Raw genomic sequence first — 19,907 nt, 5'->3', positions numbered from 1 at the left:
AACTGGGATAAAGGTTACGCATCCTCTTCCGCTATAGGCACAACCATCAAGAAAAATTTGTACCCGTTCTGCCTGATAACGCCCTGTATTTGTTTTAACGACTAAACTGCAACCACTCATCTTTTATCTGACGGTATTTGAGCATGACACGGTCGCTAAGATAATTGTTGGTCACGTACCAAGGATAGCGATCGCCTTGTTTGGGCAGCTCGTCTACTGCTCGTTTCACATATCCTGCCGATAACGCTCCCATCACGGTGTCTTCTTGAATGTACGCCTCGCTATGGTCGGTTCTTGCTTGTGGTATTGCCACTTGATAATGATGCTTATGCATATAGTCCAGCAGGCGTATGACATACTGACATGCCAGATCAATTTTTAGTGTCCACGAGGCGTTGGTATAGCCGAACAGAGCGACCATATTTGGTATCCCTTCAATCATGGTCGCCTTGTAAGTCATGCGATTGCCAATATCGACTGCCTGACCATCGATATATACGCTGGCACCGCCAAGCATTTGTATTTTGAGACCCGTCGCCGTGACGATGATATCGGCCTCTAAATGCTTGCCTGATTTCAGCTTGATTCCTGTTTGCGTAAAGTGATCTATTTGATCGGTGACGATATCGGCACGCTCATGATGTAACGCATGGAATAAATCACTATCTGGCACGGCACATAAGCGCTCATCCCAAGGATTATAATCGGGTGAAAAATGCCCCACGTCCACGTTACTGCCTTTTAATTCTTTTTTAACCCCATGTTTTAATATCGCTTTCATGGCTTTTGGTGCAAAGATAGCTGCTCGATAAAGGCTTTGTTGCATCAGTACATTACGGACGCGCAGTACAGTATAGGCCTGCTCTTTTGATAAAGGAGAAAACTTGCCCGATAGCCAGTCGATAGCATAATCATCACCCGGTACGCTAGCCACATAAGTGGGCGTACGCTGCAATAACGTCACATGCCGTGCGCACTGCTCACTGTCCTCACTCACTAGCGCTGGCAACAGCGTCATCGCCGTGGCACCACTACCAATGATCACTACTTTTTTGTCATGGTAATGAACGTTTTGCCAATGCTGCGGATGCACTATCTGACCCAAAAACGTCTCTTCTTTCTCAAAGTAAGGGCGATAGCCCTGCTCATAATCGTAATAACCAGTAGCCCCCACCACAAAATTGGCGGTTAGCGCAAACACTTCGCCACTACTATGGTTTTTTACTATCGCTGTCCAACGCTGAGTCGTACGTGACCAAGACAGCTGCTGCACCTCATGCTGGTAACGAATGTGCTCTGTCACCCCAAATTCGCGCGCAGTATCGGCAATATAGCGTTTGATATCCGCGCCTTTTGCCAGCATTCTGTGATCCAGCCATGGACGAAAGCCATAGCCAAACGTCAAGGCATCAGAGTCAGAGCGAACTCCAGGATAGGTAAATAAATCCCACGTGCCGCCCAAATCTGTCCGTTTTTCTAATATCACAAACTGATGAGCCGTCTTTTTCTTATAAGGCTGGTTGCGTTTTGCCTTATTGGCGCTTTTACGACCAAACCTACTCTTATGCTGTCGTTGCTGTAAACGACACGCCATACCAACGCCCGCAAGACCTGCTCCAATGATCAGCACCTCATAATCTACTGGCATGTTTGATGAGGATTTATTCAGTTTTAAACGATCTTTAATCGCCTGTTTGGCAGAAGTCATATCAAGCATATTCATCATCCTTGTAGTGGCATACATCCTTGCCTTGCCTGGTTTTGTTTAGCAATAACGTTTATATGGCCTATCAATTTTAAAAGAGTACAGTTCTCCTGGGATGAATTTTTTGAAACCTCTGTCACGCTTGCGAACAGCCAGTGAGAAAAATTTATACCAGTAGAACATCATAGCTGTATGTGCCACTTCTGTTCTGAATTGACTATTACTAACAACCTAAACCTGCGAGTACTTATATCATGCTAAAAAGGACAAGGACTTTCCCAATCCATCCATGCGGCAAGCGTGGGATGTTTGAGGCGTAATTGCTGCGCGTGGAGATTGAGCCTTGGCGCAATTTCTAAAGCAGCACCTTCAGCATAAATAGGATCACCAATCATCACATGACCGACATGTACCATATGTACGCGTAACTGGTGGCTGCGACCTGTTACAGGCTTCAACAGGACACGCGTGACTGGCTGACCATTGCATACCTCATGAGCCACCACTTCGTACAAGGTCAACGCGTGCTTTGACCAGTCATAATCGACAATATGGCGCGGTTTTGTCATCGGCTCATAACGCACTGGCACGGATATCTCACCAGTGGCACCCACACTCTCCCACTGACCAAACACGCGGGCTTGATATTTTTTTTGGGGTAATCGTTCAATAAATTGTTTACTGATGTCAGTTTGCGCCGCAGCATTTTTGGCAAAAATAATCAGCCCTGAGGTATCCATATCGAGTCGATGAATCAGCTTAACTGCTGGATTGGCACGCTCTAGTCGAGCAAGTAGGCTGACTTTGAGGGTCTTGCCATCGACACTGAGCAATCCGGCGGGCTTATCGACCACCCAAATATCCTCGTCTTCATAGACAGTAATGTCTTGTGCAAAGGTCTGAAAAAACTCAAGCGGATACGCATTTTCTTGAGCGTTTAGAGTAAGGACTTCTTCATCGGTAAAAGGCATAAAATGAGCTACTTATATGGTTGGACTTGAGCGTGCTGAGTTATAAACCCGTTATTATGGGTGAGCATAAAACGGATAAGCACTTGAATTAAGAAGAAAAATAGATATAAATATAAGCTTAAGGGACGGCTAGAAAACATAGGTGACAGACAAATCATAACCTGTATTGTTATGTTTTGATTTATTGTGCTAATCGTAATTGTTGAGCAATTTAACTGGCATACCTCTGCCAATCGCTGCCAAACATGTTAATATAATCGCACATTTTTACCAATTCTAAACCATTCTTTGGCTTTTAATCTTCTATGGTGACACCACTATAGAAAGAGATACACGCTAATAGAAATAATAAAACAAGAGAGATAATATTATGTCAGACCTTATTGTTAACACCACCGATACAGCTTTTGACCAAGACGTTCTAGAATCAGATGTGCCTGTACTGGTAGATTTTTGGGCAGCTTGGTGTGGCCCATGTAAAGCTATCGCGCCTATTTTAGAAGAACTGGCGACCGAATACCAAGGTAAAGTTAAAATCGTTAAAGTTGATGTGGACAGCAACCCACAAGCAGCCAGCCGTTTTGGTATCCGTAACATCCCAACACTGTTTGTGTTCAAAGACGGTGAAAAAGTAGATTCAGTCATGGGTCTACAGCCAAAAGCGGAATTGGCCAAAGTATTAGACAAGCATCTATAAGTGGATAACCGTTGGCATCAGCCCATTTGATGCTCACGTTTAGCAACAGTAATGCTATGTTTCAGAAAGCTATCATCTGCCTCAGATGATGGCTTTTTTGCTTATTTTTTATGCAAAAAACTCAATTATATGACTTTTTTGGCAAAATTTATTGACAACGCTATTGTGAAGACCGTATAGTCTGCTGACAAGAGAAAACCAACTGTTTTCCTAGTATCTTGTCGCTATTCTCCTCGTGTTTATCAACAAAAACACAATCGTCATTATAAACACCATTACTGAACAAAATGACTAAACGCAATTACTGATATTGGGTTTTTGACGCAGACTCTTATGTAGCCTTTTTTATCCTTATTTCTTATTACCTTGCATCCCATGATTGCAGTGCGTATATAAGCAGACATGCAAAACCAAAACTACATAAAATACAGCGCTGTGCACACACCTATATCATCATATTACCGTTATTTTAATCACTGTCGTGATTTGTGCTGCTAATGGCATCTCTCATCTGATCAATTGCTAATGACCTATCTATGAATCTAACTGAATTAAAGAAAAAATCAATCGCTGAGCTATTGGCAATCGCCAAGGAAATGGGTCTTGATAATATGGCGCGTAGCCGTAAACAAGACATTATCTTTGCTATCCTAAAAACCCATGCCCGTAATGGCGAAGCCATTTATGGTGACGGCGTGCTTGAGGTTCTTCCTGACGGTTTTGGCTTTTTGCGTTCCTCAGAAGGCTCTTATTTGGCAGGCCCTGATGACATCTACGTCAGCCCCAGCCAAATTCGCCGTTTTAGTCTCAAGACGGGTGACAGTATTGCTGGTACGATTCGTCCCCCAAAAGATTCCGAACGTTATTTTGCGCTATTGAAGGTTGGCGAGATTAACTTTGACACGCCAGATCGTTCACGTCATAAGCTGATTTTTGAGAACTTAACGCCTCTATTTCCAACCGAGCAATTAAAGCTTGAGCTTGGTAATGGCACCACTGAAGATTTGACAGGTCGTATCATTGACCTGATTGCTCCGATTGGTAAAGGTCAACGCTCTATTATCGTGGCACCGCCAAAAGCGGGTAAAACGATGCTACTACAGACCATCGCTCAGTCAATTACCCGTAATAATCCTGAGTGTTATCTGATTGTACTATTGATTGATGAGCGTCCAGAAGAAGTGACCGAGATGGTACGTACTGTCCGCGGTGAAGTGGTTGCCTCTACTTTCGATGAGCCGCCACAGCGTCACGTACAAGTGGCCGAAATGGTCATCGAAAAGGCCAAGCGTTTGGTGGAGCACAAGCAAGACGTGGTTATTTTGCTTGATTCAATCACTCGTCTCGCCCGTGCTTATAACACGGTTATCCCATCATCAGGTAAAGTACTGACTGGTGGTTTAGATGCCAATGCGTTAGAGCGTCCAAAGCGTTTCTTTGGTGCTGCACGTAATGTCGAAGAAGGCGGTAGTTTGACCATTATTGCCAGTGCATTGATTGATACTGGTAGTAAAATGGATAGCGTTATCTTTGAAGAATTCAAAGGTACAGGCAACCAAGAGATTACGCTTGAGCGTGACTTGGCCGAAAAACGCGTCTTCCCTGCGATTAATATCAAAAAATCTGGTACGCGCCGCGAAGAGCGTCTATTGGATGAAGACAAATTGCGTAAGGTCTGGATCTTACGTAAATTGCTGCAACCGATGGATGGTGTTCAAGCCACTGAGTTCTTGTTAGAGCGTCTCAAAGAAGCAAAAACCAATGATGAATTTTTTGAGCAAATGAAACGCAAATCACAGAACTAAGACCAGCCAACAACGTATTTGCTGGCCACGTAAAATATCTTAATTCCCTAAGACCGCCTCTGTGCGGTCTTTTTGTTTGTGGTTTTTCTCATTTAAAAAGATACCTTACTTTGCAAACGCCTGATATGGATACAGTGGGGCAACATATTTTACAGACCTCTTGCAAAGCTTAGCGCTTTTACTACGCCTAGAAACAAGATTATGAGTTAGCATAAGAGCCAGTATAGATATACTCTGCTATCAGATATCGATAGTAGTATTTTTGAGATATTTGCCATGCTTAATAATCCTTACTAATGCAGACCTTATTATGTTTTGCGGTAGCACAATAGATTATTTTAGGATAATTACTTAAAAGCTTTACTCCAATGTATTGGTACAAAAAGCTAACGTAATGAAAATATCGTCTTCTAATTTTGACAAACCAATTTGATAACCTAATAGGTGATACTATGAAATTTGCTAAAACTATCGCAATGACTGCTCTTACTAGCTCAGCGCTTATCATGGGTGGCTGTGCAAGCGGTGGCTACGGCTACAATAGCGGTGTAAGTAATACAGCTAAAGGCGCGGCTGCTGGTGCGGCTGCTGGTGCATTGATCAGAAGTGGCGGAAACAGCAAAGACATCGCTCGTGGCGCACTTGGTGGTGCTGCAGTTGGTGGTGCAGGTGCTTACATCCTTAACAACAGCAGATAATTGCTGAAGTCTGGTTATGGCTCTTGGCGCTTCACTTTTTGTGATTTGATTCAAAGCAATTTAACCTAGCTAAATAGCTTAAAGTATAAAAAAGCCTGCAATATTGCAGGCTTTTTAATGGACAGTTTTTAAGATTTAGGTTGCTGGCAAATGGTTAAGACAACGCGCCACTAAACGTATCGCAAGATTGAATATTGCCACTCTCTAGTCCACGCGTGAACCACTGAATACGTTGCTGACTTGTGCCATGAGTAAAGTTATCTGGCACCACCTCTCCACCACTGGCTTTTGCTAGACGATCATCACCAATTTGACCCGCCGCATTAATGGCTTCATCAATATCACCCGCTTCTAAGAACTGTACACGTTCTTGATTGCGCTGCGCCCAAACGCCAGCAAAGCAATCTGCTTGCAATTCTTGTAACACTGATAACTTATTGGCTTGTGCTCGCGTAACTTGACGACTGGCTTCATTGACTTGTTGCGTGATGCCTAACAATGTCTGAACATGATGACCAACTTCATGCGCAATGACATATGCTTGAGCAAAGTCACCTGCTTTGCCTTGGTTGTCTTCACCACCTGATCCTTGCTGATCGCCAGTGATGCCCAAGTTCTGACGCATCTCTACAAAAAATGAGGTGTCCAAATATACGGTTTGATCACCTGGGCAATAAAAAGGGCCCGTCGCTGCACTAGCACTACCGCAGGCCGAATTGACTTGTCCATTAAAAAGTATCAATGACGGCTCTTTATAGGTACTGCCCGCTTCATTAAAGACTTGGTTCCATACCTCTTCGGTATCTGCCAGCACTACTTTTACAAATTGCGTGTCTCTATCCGTCTCTGTTGCAGGTTCAGTCGATGCCTCGCCGCCATTGCCTCCTGCAATTACTTGACCTGTTTGCAACGCGGTCATGGGATTGACACCAAAGACGAGCCATAAGATACCAGCAATGATAATCCCGCCGATACCACCGCCTATCATCTTACCACCGCCCTTACTTGAGCGTACGTTCGTGCTGCCTCGTCTACCTTGCCATTTCATAGTACTCTTCCTCAAACTTACGATAGACAATGCTATTCGTATCAATAGTTATTCATATAATATGCTTTTACACTCTATTCTCTACATTGCTGCTTGAATTTGAGAGAGTAAAAGTAAATCGTTAAAAAATTCTTTAGATATTTTGTTTCTATTTATGCAACCACAAACGCTATAAATCACTCGTTTACCGATGGTTTTTCGCATATCACAACGATAAAATGCTAAAAAATATAGCAAAAATCTAGGCGCAGCAAGCCCTTAAGACTAGAGCGATGTCATTGATTATACGTCGATTAATCAGGGTTGTTGTATTAAAAATTATACTGTGTAAACAATTTTAAAAATTATTTCACATTTTATTGTTACTTAATTGTACAAGCTATTTCTATTTAAATAAAAAACATATAGAATGCGTGAAAGCTGAGTAGCTGTGACTAAGACGAGTTGATTTCCGGGGTATCTTGGATTTCAACCTTTGTTGCTGCTACTGCTCATTTCATTTTTCCGGAGAATACCTTATGAAACTTAAATTACTTGCTCTAGCTGGTATCATGACTGCAACTATGGGCCTAACTGCCTGTGACAGCAACAAAGAAAACGCTGCTGAAGATTTATCTGACGCGCAAGAAGAAGTGCAAGACGCTTCACAAGAACTAGACCAAGCTGCTGCTGAAGGCGAAGTTACTGCTGACGCTGATGCTGCTGTTGCTGGCGCTGAAGCTGACATCGCTGATGCACAAGCTGCAACTGCTACTGACGAAATGGACGCTGAAGTTCCTGTAGACGGTACTACTACTAGCGTAGACGTAGCTAGCGAAACTCCTGATACTGCTGCTGTTGAAGCTTCTGACGAAGTTGTTGTTGAGCAACCAGCTCAGTAATTTTATCTTTTATAAGATAGAAACAGTGTAGTTAAAAGAGAGAGCGTATGCTCTCTCTTTTTATGTGCGCAATTTATAAAACAAAATATAATAAAGACCGATAACTATTAGCGTCTTGCAGCACACTTATACTCTCATCAAACGCTTATAGCAATATGAGAAACGATGATAAGTAAGACACTAGGTTAACAAAGCTACCTTAAAATGCCAAAGCAATCAGATAGCCAAGTAAATCCCAATCTCTAGGCATCAAACAATTTCTCATCGACTTGCTGACGAAACTTTTGACCCGTTTTAAAGGTTACCACACGGCGTGCAGATACGGCCACTGGCTCACCTGTCTTAGGGTTGCGTCCTGGACGACTATTTTTATCTTTAAGCTCAAAGTTGCCAAAGCCTGAAAGCTTGACCTCTTTGCCATCAATCAAACTCTCTGACAACTCATCAAAGAAGTTCTCGACCAAACAGCGACCTTCTTGGCGTGTTAGGTTAAGGTGACTCATCAAATGCTCAATCATGTCAGATTTGGTTAAGGTGCTCACAGTACGACTCCTATGCTATGTCGTGATGTCGAATATCATGGTTTAGCGTTATGAAGGTTAGTGTCAGTTATTATAAAGCTTTTTTGATGTCTTTTTAACAAAGACATTATAAAAATCTTTTATTAATAACGACTTAACTTATATCCAAACTGGATTTTTTAAAACAATATCTTGTATTCATAATCATTGTCATGAATAACAATGCTCCATAGCCCAAAAAAGACTATAGAGCATCTGGTATTTCAATGTGACGTTTTAACTGTCACGCAGCTGTACAGCATGTTGTTCGATCAATGCTTGTACCACGTTATCAGTGGCTGTTTTTACCGCCTCATCAGATAAAGTGTGCATGCGGTCTTGCCATATTAAGGCAAAGGCTAATGAACGCTGACCTGCTGGCACTTTATCGCCTTGGTAAACATCAAACAACCAAAGATCGGTTAACAAGTCGCCCGCCGTAGCGCGTATCGTTGACTCTAGGGTTTGCAAGCTAACCTCACTGTCGACTAACATGGCGATATCGCGGCGTACTTGCGGGAACTTACTTGGCGTACTGATGGTATGCTGTTCTCGGGCAAGCGTCAGTAATGGTGCCAGTGACAACTGAGCGACCCAAGTAGCGGGCAAATCTAACTGTTTGGCTGTATTGGGATGCAGTTGTCCAAGCCAGCCGACATATACGTCGTCGATATATAGCTTCGCACTTTGTCCAGGATGCAAGAAACTTAAGGCGCTACGCTCATAACGGATGCGGGCGCTATCAATCTGTGCAGGCAATAATTGTTCAATGTCATGTTTTAAATCATAAAAATCTAGCGCACGGTTTTGATAGGCTTGCTCATCCCAAATATCACCCACTGCGACCAAGGCAATGCTTGGGGTTTGTACCAACTCGCTAATACTCTGACCAACAAAACTAAGACCAGTCTCAAAGAAACGCACACGGGGTTGCTGACGGTTTAGATTGTACTGTACACAAGGCAATAGACTTGATAGTAGCGTACGGCGCATCACAGCCAAATCGCTAGAGATTGGATTGGCCAATGCCAGCACTTCTCCCAGCGCTTTATCATCGAGCAATGCTTCTAGTTTGGCATCACTAAAGCTAAAGCTAATCGCCTCCATGTAGCCATTATCGACCAGCGCCAGCTTCATTTCATGAGTCAGATCTGCGGTATCGTCATAGTCCATGCTGACTTGTAAATGTGGCAATACACTTGGAATATTGTCATAACCATAGATACGAGCAATCTCTTCGATAAGATCCTCGCGGATACTCATATCAAAACGGTATGAGGGTGGCGTACAAACCAATGCGTCCGCTTGTTGCTCCACCTCAAACCCTAGCTGAGTTAAAATGCGTACCATCACTGTAGGCTCGATATCGATGCCGATGACATCACGAACCTTAGTAATCGGTAAGCTAATAGGTGCGCGCGCTGGCAGTTGCTCTTGGCTTTCTACGTTTACGATTGACCCTGCTTGACCAGCCGTGACACTAGTAATCAAGTCACGCGCACGTGCCAGTGCAAGCGCTGGCAACTCAAAGTCTACCCCGCGCTCAAAGCGTTGTGAGGCGTCAGTATGCAGTCCAAAACGACGGGCGCGCGCAGCAATTGCTAAAGGATTAAAAAAAGCACTCTCTAGTACAATATTGCTTGTGCTATCCGTCACACTACTACGCTGACCGCCCATGATACCAGCAAGCGCCAAGGCACCTTTATCATCTGCAATCACCAGCTCATCACCTACTAAGGTAATGGTTTGCTCATTCAATAGCGTCAGACTCTCTTTTGGTTGTGCCAATCGTACAACAATGTCGCCTTCAATCTTATCTGCATCAAACGCATGCAGCGGTTGACCAAGCTCCATAAGTACATAGTTGGTCACGTCGACCAAAAAGTTATGCGAGCGTAGGCCTGATTGAACTAGCGCATCTTGCATCCATTTTGGGGTCTCAATGCTACGATCGATTTGACTAATCGACTGTAACAAATAACGTGGGCAAGCTTCTACCGCTGTTACCGTTACGACTGGCGTCTTACCATTGTCAATGTCTGCTACGTTGTCAGCGATTTCTGGCATTTGCATAGGCAAGTCATTGAGCACTGATATCTCACGAGCGATACCGCGTACACTAAAGCAATCACCACGGTTTGGTGTGATTGAAATATCTAGTATTTGATTGTCTAAGCCCAAATAACTACGGATATCTGTCCCAATCGGTGCATCTTCTGGCAGCTCAAGCAAACCATCGATACTATCAACCAAATCAATTTCAGAAGCACCGCACAGCATGCCGTTAGAAGCCACACCGCGTAGTTTGCTTTTTTTGATTTTAAAACCCGCTTTACCATTACTGACGTCATCGCTGGGCAATACCGCACCAACGGTAGCAACAGGTACTTTCATACCGACGGTCACATTCGGCGCGCCGCAGACAATTTGCAATGGCTCAGCGTCACCGATATTTACCTGTGTGACACGCAGCTTATCCGCGTCAGGATGTTGCTCGACGCTCATGACTTCGCCAACGACCACGCCCGTAAAAGCACGAGCAACCGCGTAACGATCATCAATTTCAAGTCCAGCCATGGTTAACTGTTCGGCCAACTGTTCACTGGTATTCTCAGGGTTTACCCATTGACGTAGCCACTGTTCGCTAATTTTCATAAATATCTCGGATCAGAATTTTATAATAAAGATTTTGAAGTAAAGGTTGGCAAGTTCTCTTGTCATATAAACAAGGAGCACTTTTATACAAACAAAAAGTCCTCTAGCCAAACTGCTTTAAGAAGCGTACATCATTTTGGAAAAACAAACGCAAATCATCAATGCCATAATACAGCATGGCAAAGCGTTCAATACCCATACCAAACGCAAAGCCTGTGTATTTATCGCTATCAATACCGCAGTTGGTCAGTACTTGTGGATGCACCATACCGCAGCCCATTACCTCAAGCCATTTGCCATTGTCATCTAAGATATCCACTTCAGCAGACGGCTCAGTGAATGGGAAAAATGAAGGACGGAAGCGAACGGTCAATTCTTTGGCAAAGAACGCTTCCAAAAACTCACTGATCAGACCTTTTAGCTCAGCAAAAGTGCTCGACTCTGTGACCATAAGACCTTCTAGCTGATGGAACATTGGCGAGTGGGTTTGGTCTGAGTCATTGCGGTAAACACGACCAGGACAAATAATACGAATCGGCGGCTCATTTTTTTCCATCGTGCGAATCTGTACCGGACTGGTATGCGTACGCAGTAGATAATGTGCATCAAAATAAAAGGTGTCGTGCATAGCACGTGCAGGATGGTGTGACGGAATATTCAGCGCTTCAAAATTGTAGTAATCACTCTCAACTTCAGGCCCTGTCGCCACATTGAAACCCGCTTGCACAAAATATTGCTGCATACGCTGGGTGATCATCGTGACTGGATGCAAATGGCCTTTTTTGCCACCACGAGCCGGTAAAGTAATATCAATACTCTCAGCCTCTAGCTTGGCATTTAGCGCAGCGACTTCGAGCTGTTGTTGCTGATCAGTCAGTACTTGCTGAATACGGCTACGTACCTGATGCAACCAGCCACCATAGAGCTTTTTGTCATCTGCTTCAAGCTTACCCATCTGTTTTGACCAACTGGTGAGTAAGCTCTTCTTACCAGTCAATTGCACACGCAAGTCTTGCAATACACGAGTATCAGTTACTTGCAAGATCAGCGCTTCAGCCGCATCGGTAAAGGCAGTCAATTGCGCTTCATTAAGATCATTCAGCTCTGAAGATAAAGTCGGTAGCGCCGACAAGTCGATAGTGGCAGCAGGGGTAGTCATAAGACGCATCATTCCTGATTTGAACGGACTATTAATTGTAGGGGTTTGACCAAATATTGCAAACCATTTACTCAATCATTTTGATAAAAATTGAAGATTATGAATGGCTTGAATATTTAGACAAAGCTCAGCATGGCTTGGGATTAAGCTTCAATTTTATATACACCACAAGCAAAATCATACAATATAAAAAAAGCCACCGACCAGCGGTAGCTTCTATTAATATCGTACTATTAATCAATATCAGTGCTGTCCATTTAAATACTCACTTAATAAACTGAATATCTATTTAAATACTCACTTAATAAACTGAATATCTAAAGGATGGCTAATATTTAGGCCAATTCCGCTTTTGCTTTTTCGACCAATGCGGTGAAAGTTGCAGCATCATGCATAGCGATGTCAGCAAGTACGCGACGATCGATTGCGATGTTGGCTTTTTTCATGCCATTGATGAAGCGGCTATAGCTTAAGCCATTTAAACGTGCACCAGCATTGATACGTGCGATCCAAAGACGACGGAAAGTACGTTTTTTGTTGCGACGGTCACGATAAGCATATTGACCAGCTTTGGTCACTGCCTGTACCGCTACGCGGTAAACACGTGAACGGGCACCGTAGTAGCCTTTTGCGCGCTTTAAGATTTTTTTGTGACGGCGATTTGCCTGTACACCACGTTTTACACGGGCCATAATTTACTCCAAGATATTTTAATCACTGTTAAGCGAATGATGATGTTGTTAGATCACAAACATCATTGTCAGATTGCAAAGTCAAATATATTTAATTAAAGATAAGTGACGATAGGCTATTAAATGTATGGGCACATACGACGAATTGCTGCTTCGTCAGACTTGTGCACCAACTTAAGACCACGCAACTGGCGAATACGCTTAGGTGATTTCTTGGTCAAAATATGGCTTTTGAATGCTTGCTTACGCTTGAAGCCGTTCGCTGTTTTTTTGAAACGTTTAGCGGCACCGCTTCTGGTTTTCATCTTAACTTTCATGATGATTTGCCTCTTTTTCTGTGTTAGAACCTGGTCGTCAAATAGTCGGACTGAATAGTTGTTACCTAAATAACCACTAAACCTCTATTTGCCTCGAGGTGGGAGGCGCTATTTTAGCAGATAGCGCGTTGTTTTGCCAAGTAAAGTTTTAGCGCCTCTCTAGCCAGCAACAAGAATACCCTCATTATACAATTTGACTCCTTACTCACTCTCTCAAAATCTCAGTAAAGTTAAGAATTGCCGCCAAATAGATTGAATGTCAGCTTAGGCTGTGCTTAAGTAGACACTAACATTTGGTATAATATAAGCACCGACTATCTAAGCACTACTAGTTTAGTTACCAACAATTTAATGACCAACAAGGCTAAATGCTTTGTTCAGTTGCTCAACCGTACAACCTTGCTCCTTTAACATCATGATATGCAGAATACCTCGTCTGTAATCACTAGGAGAAACAACATGTCAGAAAAAAAATTAGACGTTGATGATGAATTCTTAGCTTTTGAAACTGTGATGCGTGTCCGCCACGCTGAAGCCGATGCAAATCAGTATCTGACACTTGAATCGCTGACAGCCTTACTAACTGAGTCTTGGCTAAGATTTTTGTACGCCAAAGGTATTAAAGAAGTCAATGCCGACTACCAAGGTTTGATTATTGATGAGTTACAGCTGAACATTCGCAGCCGTGTCAAAGTGCGCGAAGAGTTATTGTTTGAGGTAGGCATTAAGCCTTCTTATGACAATGGCGGTCATGTAGAAATAAAGGTCACTCGGATGCACACAGGTGAGTTGGTGGCACATGCAAGACAGCATTTCGTCAATTACGACTTTAGACTCAATAAAGTAACTGCGCTTGATAACACGATTAAAAGAGCGCTTTACCCACGCTCATGCAAGCATTGATGCTGTTTGGTCCAACAAACAGTATTTATCAAACGAACCATATTTTTGTATAAATGGCTTTTTGTCTAAAACACAAACAAAGTAACCAGATAACAATACCCTTAATAAATGGATGAATGATGACTTTACCTGCTTGGCTAGCTGCCATAAATTTTAACGCTGATGGATTGATTCCTGCCATTGCTCAAGATCACAAATCTGGCCGTATTTTGATGATGGCTTGGATGAATGCAGAAGCGCTACAGCTGACTGCACAAACTCAAACGGCTGTTTATTTTTCGCGCTCACGTGCCAAGTTATGGCATAAAGGAGAATCCTCAGGGCATACTCAAACCGTCCATGATATCCGCTTGGACTGCGATGCCGATGTTATTGTACTGAGTGTCACTCAAGCGGGCGGTATTGCTTGTCATACCGGACGAGAGTCTTGTTTCTATCGACGTCTGGATCTATCTGGTCAGACCCCAGAATGGCAAACCGTGGATAAAGTTTTAAAGGATCCTTCTGATATTTATCATTCAAAGACATCAGACGGCAAGGCTGTTCAAGACACCAACTTGAGCACTCATATTGATACCGACTCTCACTCTACGCCAGTGGATAAGCGCTCTATCTTGCAACAACTGGATCACGTATTGGCAGAACGAAAACAAGCCGATGCCGATAGTTCTTATGTGGCGAGCTTATATGCCAAAGGCTTAAATAAAATCTTAGAAAAAGTAGGCGAAGAAAGCGTAGAGAGCATCATCGCTGCCAAAGATTTTGCCCACTGTGATGAAAATAAAGACAAAGCGCAATACGATGAGGCCCGTCATGAGCTTATTTATGAAGTGGCAGATGTCTGGTTTCACACCTTAGTTGGGCTGGCATGGTTCGACATAGAATCGGATGCGGTACTAAATGAGCTGGGTCGACGCTTTGGTCTCTCAGGCATTGATGAAAAAGCGGCGCGATAATCGGTCTAATAACAAAATAATCACCTACCTGCGGGGATTGTGTTTGGTTTCACCTATTTGTCATAAGTGCAGGTTATAATATCGTTTTTTACTTCATATTATATTGGGTGCTGTAAGTAGATATCCATCTCCTACCTACTCAAAGCACCTATGATACAGACTGAAAACCAAGTCAAGAGGATACCATTATGGGCAGTTTTTCTATTACACATTGGCTGATATTGTTGGTTGTGGTGGTGGTCGTGTTTGGCACTGCAAAACTTAAAAATGCAGGTAAAGATTTGGGTGGTGCAGTCAAAGGTTTTAAGGAAGCTGTTAAAGACGAGAACACAGAGCACGCTAAAAAACAGGTGGTACTGGATCATGATGGCAATGCTCATACCAGCGAGCGCACAGCAAGTAGCAAGGTTGATACTGGTAGCACCCACTCTACTCCTGTTGATGATAAGCACAATGTATAGTATTTATCGTATCTAGCCTGTCTCAATTAAAATAGTGATATTCAACCATTATGTTTGATATTGGGTTTTCTGAATTACTTCTCTTTGGTGTTATCGCCCTCATCGTCTTGGGTCCAGAAAAACTGCCTCAGGCAGCGCGGACGGCTGGTCAATGGTACGCCAAAATACGTCGAACGGTCGCTACCTTACAGTCTGAAATAGAAGCGGAGCTGGACTTGGCTGAAACGCGGCAACAAATGCAAAAAGAGCTTGCTAAAATTCGCCAAACTGAGGCCGACATGCGGCGTGAAATGGCGGAGATGCGCGGCAATATGCAAGAGTTTGCCCATTCTCACAATCAGCACCTAAAAACCTCCCAGACTACAACTGACGTCATTGACAATAGTCAAAGCGATAAGACTGAGCATGAGAATATAGCCGTACAAAGCACAGAAGATGTTTCGGACACCGCCACCACTGCTCAGACACATCAATCCCTACAGCCTATTATAACCAAACCGTGGGAGAACATGTGGTTTCGTCTGGGTGCCTATGATAAAGCGCGCCGTCTCCCCATGCCGCCCTATTTACCGAATTACAAAGCGGACGTTTTATTAAACGCTCACCCAGATCCTTCATTAGCGCAACCAGCCTTCATCAAAAAACAGGAGGCTGATTGATGGGATTGTTTAAACGTAAAAAAAGCCGTCAAGAAAAAATCATGGATTCGGACATTGCTGGGGCGGACAACGCGGATTTAGGCGTCGATACCCCGACAGATAGTGCCTATGAAGAGTCGCCTACCGATGTATTAAGTACATTGGGCGACATGCCGATCACTGAGCATTTGATTGAGCTGCGTCGACACCTGATCAAAATCTGTGTGGCGGTACTGGTCATCTTTTTGGCACTAGCTGGGTTTTCGCGTGAGCTGTATAACTTGTTATCAGACCCTCTAGTGGCTCAGCTCCCTGCTAATTCCACCATGATTGCAACCGATATCACCTCCAACTTTATGGCACCCATACGTCTGACGGTATTTGTGGCAGCATTTTTGGCAATGCCTTATATCTTGTATCAAATTTGGTCATTCGTCGCGCCCGGTTTATATAAAAAAGAAAAGAAAATTGCGATTCCAGTATTACTCTCCTCTATACTTTTATTTTATGCTGGCGTGGCGTTTTCTTATTTTATTGTGCTCAAAGGCGTGCTGAAATTCTTTATTATGTTTGCCCCGCAAAACGTTCTACCGATGACAGATATTGACAGTTATCTGAGCTTCGCCCTAAAACTATTTATGGTATTTGGGTTAACGTTTGAGATTCCAGTCGTCACTTTGCTCTTGATATTGACGGGCATTGTCTCCATTCATAGCCTAGAAGACAAACGTCGTTATATTATCGTGGGCTGCTTTGCGGTGGCTGCTGTTGTGACGCCACCTGATGGGGTGTCTATGCTGATGCTCGCGATCCCTATGTGGTTGTTATTTGAACTTGGTTTGTTATTGGCCAAAGTTTTAATTAAAGAAGAGCAGACGCCTGTTTTATCTACCACCAATAAAGAGTAAAATAATTACGTCTTCACTTGGCTCGATGTGAGTCTAGTCAATATATAGAATACGATTTTGATTGTTTAATTCTTCTTATCCCATCAATAAGCTTAATGCTTATTATCACGATTGCGCATCATCACAATCTATCAGCCATTGTCTATTCAGTGGCTTTTTTTACCGTCCTTGTTTTTAATCACTTTTTGCATTTTAGGTAGCTTTATTATGTCCGCATCAATGCCAGCTTATATGAGCGACCCCACTGATGAGCAGCTAAGCGCGCTGAATATGGCGATGGATCACAAGTCTTTTAAAGTGGTGGCGTATGCAGGCGCTGGTAAGACAACGACACTAAAATTGATTGGTGAGCGCTTGCGGGGTCGCGGACTGTATCTGGCTTTCAACAAAGCGATTGCCAATGACGCTCGTTCCAAATTTCCGCCTCACGTCGAGTGCCGTACTTTTCACTCACTGGCCTACCGTCATGTCGCTCGTGATATTACTGCCAAGCTGTCTTTGCCGCGCTTTTCACCCAAGCGACTCGGTGATGATTTGGGATTGCAGCCTGTACAAGTCCGTCGGCAAATGGATGGCGTTAATAAATACATCACGCTCACGCCAGCGCGATTGTCTCGATTCGTTAGCGACGCGGTCAGCAATTTCTGTAGTACCCATGCCAGCTATCCTGCGCCAAGGCATATATTGTTTCCCAGCTGGCTCGATGATTCAGACGCCGAGCAACTGCGCGAAATGCTCTACCCTGCCGTTGAACAGCGTTGGCTACAGTCGATTGATGCACGTCACCCTGCGGGTATTGGCCATGATATTTATCTCAAACTATGGGCGCTATCTAAACCCAGCATTCCTGCGGACTTTATTTTGTTTGACGAAGCGCAAGATGCGGATCCCTTGATGATGGGTATCTTGACTCAGCAGTCAAGGCAGGTTATCTATGTGGGTGACGCGCATCAGCAGATTTATGAATGGCGCGGTGCAGTCAATGCCATGAAAAAACTGCCACTACCGCAGACCTTATTAACGCAGTCGTTTCGCTTTGGTGAGCCCATCGCAGAAGTGGCCAATACCTTACTAAAAGCCCTACAAGAAGACGTACCGCTAAAGGGCAATCCAAACAAACAGTCCTCAACTGACAAAGGTATGGTACATAGTAAAAAAGATGCTATTTTATGCCGTACCAACGCGGCCGCCATGGCGCAATTATTGACAGGCCTAAAGTTAGGTCATCGAGTAGCACTACAAGCGGACACCGATCGTATGCTCAAATTCTGTCAAGCAGCAGAAAACTTAAAGAATGGCAAATCGGCTTATGGTGTCCCTGAGCTGGCGTATTTTTATAATTGGGGCGATGTCCAAGAATACTCTGAAACCAATGAAGGCAGTGACCTGAAGACATTGGTTAAACTGGTCGACGATCATGGTACCAATGTGCTCAGCCAAGCGGTCAACAGTCTTACCAGTATCGAAAATGCGGATTATGTCATCTCAACAGCCCATAAAGCCAAAGGGCTGGAATGGGGCAAAGTACAACTAGATGATGATTTTTACTATGATGTGACCACCAATGCGGTCAAAATAAGCCCAGAGGAATTGCGCCTGCTTTATGTCGCCTGCACACGCGCCCAGAGTAATTTGGATATTCATCATATTAAAGACTTAATATCTGGCTTGCAGACAGGCAAAAAAGTAATTTTTGGTAATACTTAGTCACTTTTCATGTTTGCCAATTTCAGTCCCTAGTCTATCTCTATTTACAACGACCTTTTAGCAGTGAATAACCAGCATGAATAATTGTCAGCAGCTCCAAGAACGTCGAAACACAATAAGCCAGTTATTTGCAGCTCCCGTCCGCCTCCTCGCCCCGATGGAAGGCTTGACTGACCCACTAATGCGCCAAATCTTAACGCAAATTGCGACGGATTTGGGTCGTCCTTATGATTGGTCGGTCAGCGAGTTTATTCGCATTACGCAGCATGTCTTGCCTGCGCATGTCTTTTATAAGTACGTGCCTGAGCTGCGTCATGATGCCAAGACATCATCTGGCACGCCCATTCAAGTACAGCTATTGGGCAGTGATGCGCAGCTTATGGCAGAAAACGCCGCTTATGCTGCCGAGCTTGGCGCACCTGCGATTGATATCAATTTTGGTTGTCCTGCCAAAACGGTGAATAGCCACCGCGGCGGCTCTGTCTTGCTTGATGAGCCTGAAACCATGTATCAAATTATCAGTGCGGTGCGCGGGGCAGTGCCTGACCATATTCCCGTATCTGCCAAGATTCGTTTGGGGTATACCGATACCAGTCGCATGGATGATATTCGCGGTGCGATTGCGTCAAGCGGTGCGGACTGGCTCACCATTCATGCCCGCACCAAAACCCAAGGCTATAAACCGCCTGCTTATTGGGATAAAATTCAAAGCTTTAACGCGCTCGATATTCCTGTAATTGCCAATGGTGAAATTTGGAATGTAGAGCAAGCACAAAACTGTATGCAGCAAGCAGCAACCAAACACCTCATGCTAGGTCGCGGCGCGGTCACACGTCCTGATTTGGTTGCACAAGTCGATAACCACACTGAAAACAATGCTGACAGCCTAGAAAATACATCTACATTGTTATGGCAAGATTTGATTGCGCATCAGATTAAATTTTTGGAAGGGGCAGCAAAGAACGATATCGTCTTGGTCGGTCGTTATAAGCAATGGCTAGGCATGCTTACCAAAGGATTTAGTGAGGCCCACACCCTGTGGGAAGAGATCAAGCGAGAAAAAAATAAGACAGTGATTATTGACGCACTGCAAGCCAGTGTTCGACAATAACCAACTGTCTCTTTTGAATAAATGACGGCGATCAC

At 43.8% G+C, this 19,907-nt stretch carries 19 protein-coding genes; 11 read left to right on the top strand and 8 right to left on the bottom strand.

Annotated features, from left to right (window positions below):
* Positions 1 to 94: 94 nt before the first annotated feature.
* A complete protein-coding gene (locus CZ794_RS07165) occupies positions 95 to 1,717 on the bottom strand; it encodes an NAD(P)/FAD-dependent oxidoreductase (protein WP_087040947.1) in 1,623 nt (540 codons plus the stop codon).
* A 245-nt stretch (positions 1,718 to 1,962) separates the two neighbouring features.
* Positions 1,963 to 2,676, bottom strand: a complete 714-nt coding sequence (locus tag CZ794_RS07160; protein WP_087040946.1) for an RluA family pseudouridine synthase — start codon at positions 2,674 to 2,676, stop codon at positions 1,963 to 1,965.
* Positions 2,677 to 3,046: 370 nt separating this feature from the next.
* Here CZ794_RS07160 and trxA point away from each other — a divergent pair, with 370 nt between their 5' ends.
* The 3 genes from trxA to CZ794_RS07145 all read left to right on the top strand — a co-directional run bounded on the left by trxA (position 3,047) and on the right by CZ794_RS07145 (position 5,876).
* The gene (gene trxA / locus CZ794_RS07155; protein WP_087040945.1) at positions 3,047 to 3,373 is read left to right on the top strand and encodes a thioredoxin; all 327 of its coding nucleotides are present in this window, start codon (positions 3,047 to 3,049) and stop codon (positions 3,371 to 3,373) included.
* 536 nt (positions 3,374 to 3,909) lie between these two features.
* Complete coding sequence (rho, locus tag CZ794_RS07150) at positions 3,910 to 5,178, top strand: transcription termination factor Rho (protein ID WP_087040944.1); 1,269 nt, start codon at positions 3,910 to 3,912, stop codon at positions 5,176 to 5,178.
* 452 nt (positions 5,179 to 5,630) lie between these two features.
* Entirely contained in the window at positions 5,631 to 5,876 is a 246-nt protein-coding gene (locus CZ794_RS07145) for a hypothetical protein (RefSeq protein WP_062845605.1), read from the top strand.
* 154 nt (positions 5,877 to 6,030) lie between these two features.
* On the opposite strand, the gene CZ794_RS07140 is transcribed toward CZ794_RS07145, so the two are convergent.
* On the bottom strand, positions 6,031 to 6,924 hold the full coding sequence (locus CZ794_RS07140) for a neutral zinc metallopeptidase (RefSeq protein WP_087040943.1): 894 nt from the start codon (positions 6,922 to 6,924) through the stop codon (positions 6,031 to 6,033).
* A gap of 518 nt (positions 6,925 to 7,442) precedes the next feature.
* On the opposite strand from CZ794_RS07140, the gene CZ794_RS07135 reads away from it, so the two are divergent.
* Entirely contained in the window at positions 7,443 to 7,805 is a 363-nt protein-coding gene (locus CZ794_RS07135) for a hypothetical protein (protein WP_087040942.1), read from the top strand.
* Positions 7,806 to 8,047: 242 nt separating this feature from the next.
* On the opposite strand, the gene CZ794_RS07130 is transcribed toward CZ794_RS07135, so the two are convergent.
* From CZ794_RS07130 to rpmI, 5 genes are all read right to left on the bottom strand, one after another.
* On the bottom strand, positions 8,048 to 8,347 hold the full coding sequence (locus tag CZ794_RS07130) for an integration host factor subunit alpha (protein WP_062845608.1): 300 nt from the start codon (positions 8,345 to 8,347) through the stop codon (positions 8,048 to 8,050).
* Positions 8,348 to 8,602: 255 nt separating this feature from the next.
* Positions 8,603 to 11,020 (bottom strand): phenylalanine--tRNA ligase subunit beta, encoded by a 2,418-nt coding sequence (gene pheT / locus CZ794_RS07125; protein ID WP_087040941.1) that lies wholly within the window; start codon positions 11,018 to 11,020, stop codon positions 8,603 to 8,605.
* Between the two features lie 103 nt (positions 11,021 to 11,123).
* Positions 11,124 to 12,179 carry a phenylalanine--tRNA ligase subunit alpha gene (pheS, locus tag CZ794_RS07120; protein WP_087040940.1) on the bottom strand — a complete coding sequence of 352 codons (1,056 nt, stop codon included), beginning with the start codon at positions 12,177 to 12,179 and terminating at the stop codon, positions 11,124 to 11,126.
* 335 nt (positions 12,180 to 12,514) lie between these two features.
* Positions 12,515 to 12,871, bottom strand: a complete 357-nt coding sequence (gene rplT / locus CZ794_RS07115) for a 50S ribosomal protein L20 (RefSeq protein WP_011281252.1) — start codon at positions 12,869 to 12,871, stop codon at positions 12,515 to 12,517.
* Between the two features lie 119 nt (positions 12,872 to 12,990).
* Positions 12,991 to 13,188, bottom strand: coding sequence for a 50S ribosomal protein L35 (gene rpmI / locus CZ794_RS07110; protein ID WP_058023536.1), 198 nt, complete (start codon positions 13,186 to 13,188; stop codon positions 12,991 to 12,993).
* Between the two features lie 459 nt (positions 13,189 to 13,647).
* On the opposite strand from rpmI, the gene CZ794_RS07105 reads away from it, so the two are divergent.
* From CZ794_RS07105 to CZ794_RS07075, 7 genes are all read left to right on the top strand, one after another.
* Positions 13,648 to 14,091, top strand: a complete 444-nt coding sequence (locus tag CZ794_RS07105) for a thioesterase family protein (protein WP_087040939.1) — start codon at positions 13,648 to 13,650, stop codon at positions 14,089 to 14,091.
* Positions 14,092 to 14,210: 119 nt separating this feature from the next.
* Positions 14,211 to 15,047 carry a bifunctional phosphoribosyl-AMP cyclohydrolase/phosphoribosyl-ATP diphosphatase HisIE gene (gene hisIE / locus CZ794_RS07100; RefSeq protein WP_087040938.1) on the top strand — a complete coding sequence of 279 codons (837 nt, stop codon included), beginning with the start codon at positions 14,211 to 14,213 and terminating at the stop codon, positions 15,045 to 15,047.
* Positions 15,048 to 15,235: 188 nt separating this feature from the next.
* Positions 15,236 to 15,508, top strand: a complete 273-nt coding sequence (gene tatA, locus CZ794_RS07095) for a Sec-independent protein translocase subunit TatA (RefSeq protein ID WP_087040937.1) — start codon at positions 15,236 to 15,238, stop codon at positions 15,506 to 15,508.
* A gap of 50 nt (positions 15,509 to 15,558) precedes the next feature.
* A complete protein-coding gene (gene tatB, locus CZ794_RS07090) occupies positions 15,559 to 16,167 on the top strand; it encodes a Sec-independent protein translocase protein TatB (RefSeq protein WP_087040936.1) in 609 nt (202 codons plus the stop codon).
* Positions 16,167 to 17,054, top strand: coding sequence for a twin-arginine translocase subunit TatC (gene tatC, locus CZ794_RS07085; protein ID WP_087040935.1), 888 nt, complete (start codon positions 16,167 to 16,169; stop codon positions 17,052 to 17,054). The genes tatB and tatC overlap by 1 nt, the downstream gene beginning before the upstream one ends.
* Before the next feature lie 207 nt (positions 17,055 to 17,261).
* Positions 17,262 to 18,761 (top strand): UvrD-helicase domain-containing protein, encoded by a 1,500-nt coding sequence (locus CZ794_RS07080; RefSeq protein ID WP_087040934.1) that lies wholly within the window; start codon positions 17,262 to 17,264, stop codon positions 18,759 to 18,761.
* A 76-nt stretch (positions 18,762 to 18,837) separates the two neighbouring features.
* Positions 18,838 to 19,872 carry a tRNA-dihydrouridine synthase gene (locus CZ794_RS07075; protein ID WP_087040933.1) on the top strand — a complete coding sequence of 345 codons (1,035 nt, stop codon included), beginning with the start codon at positions 18,838 to 18,840 and terminating at the stop codon, positions 19,870 to 19,872.
* The last annotated feature ends 35 nt before the right edge of the window (positions 19,873 to 19,907 follow it).

Source organism: Psychrobacter sp. JB385, assembly GCF_900163785.1.
Classification (GTDB): Bacteria; Pseudomonadota; Gammaproteobacteria; order Pseudomonadales; family Moraxellaceae; genus Psychrobacter.
This window is presented reverse-complemented; position numbering and strand designations above follow the sequence as displayed.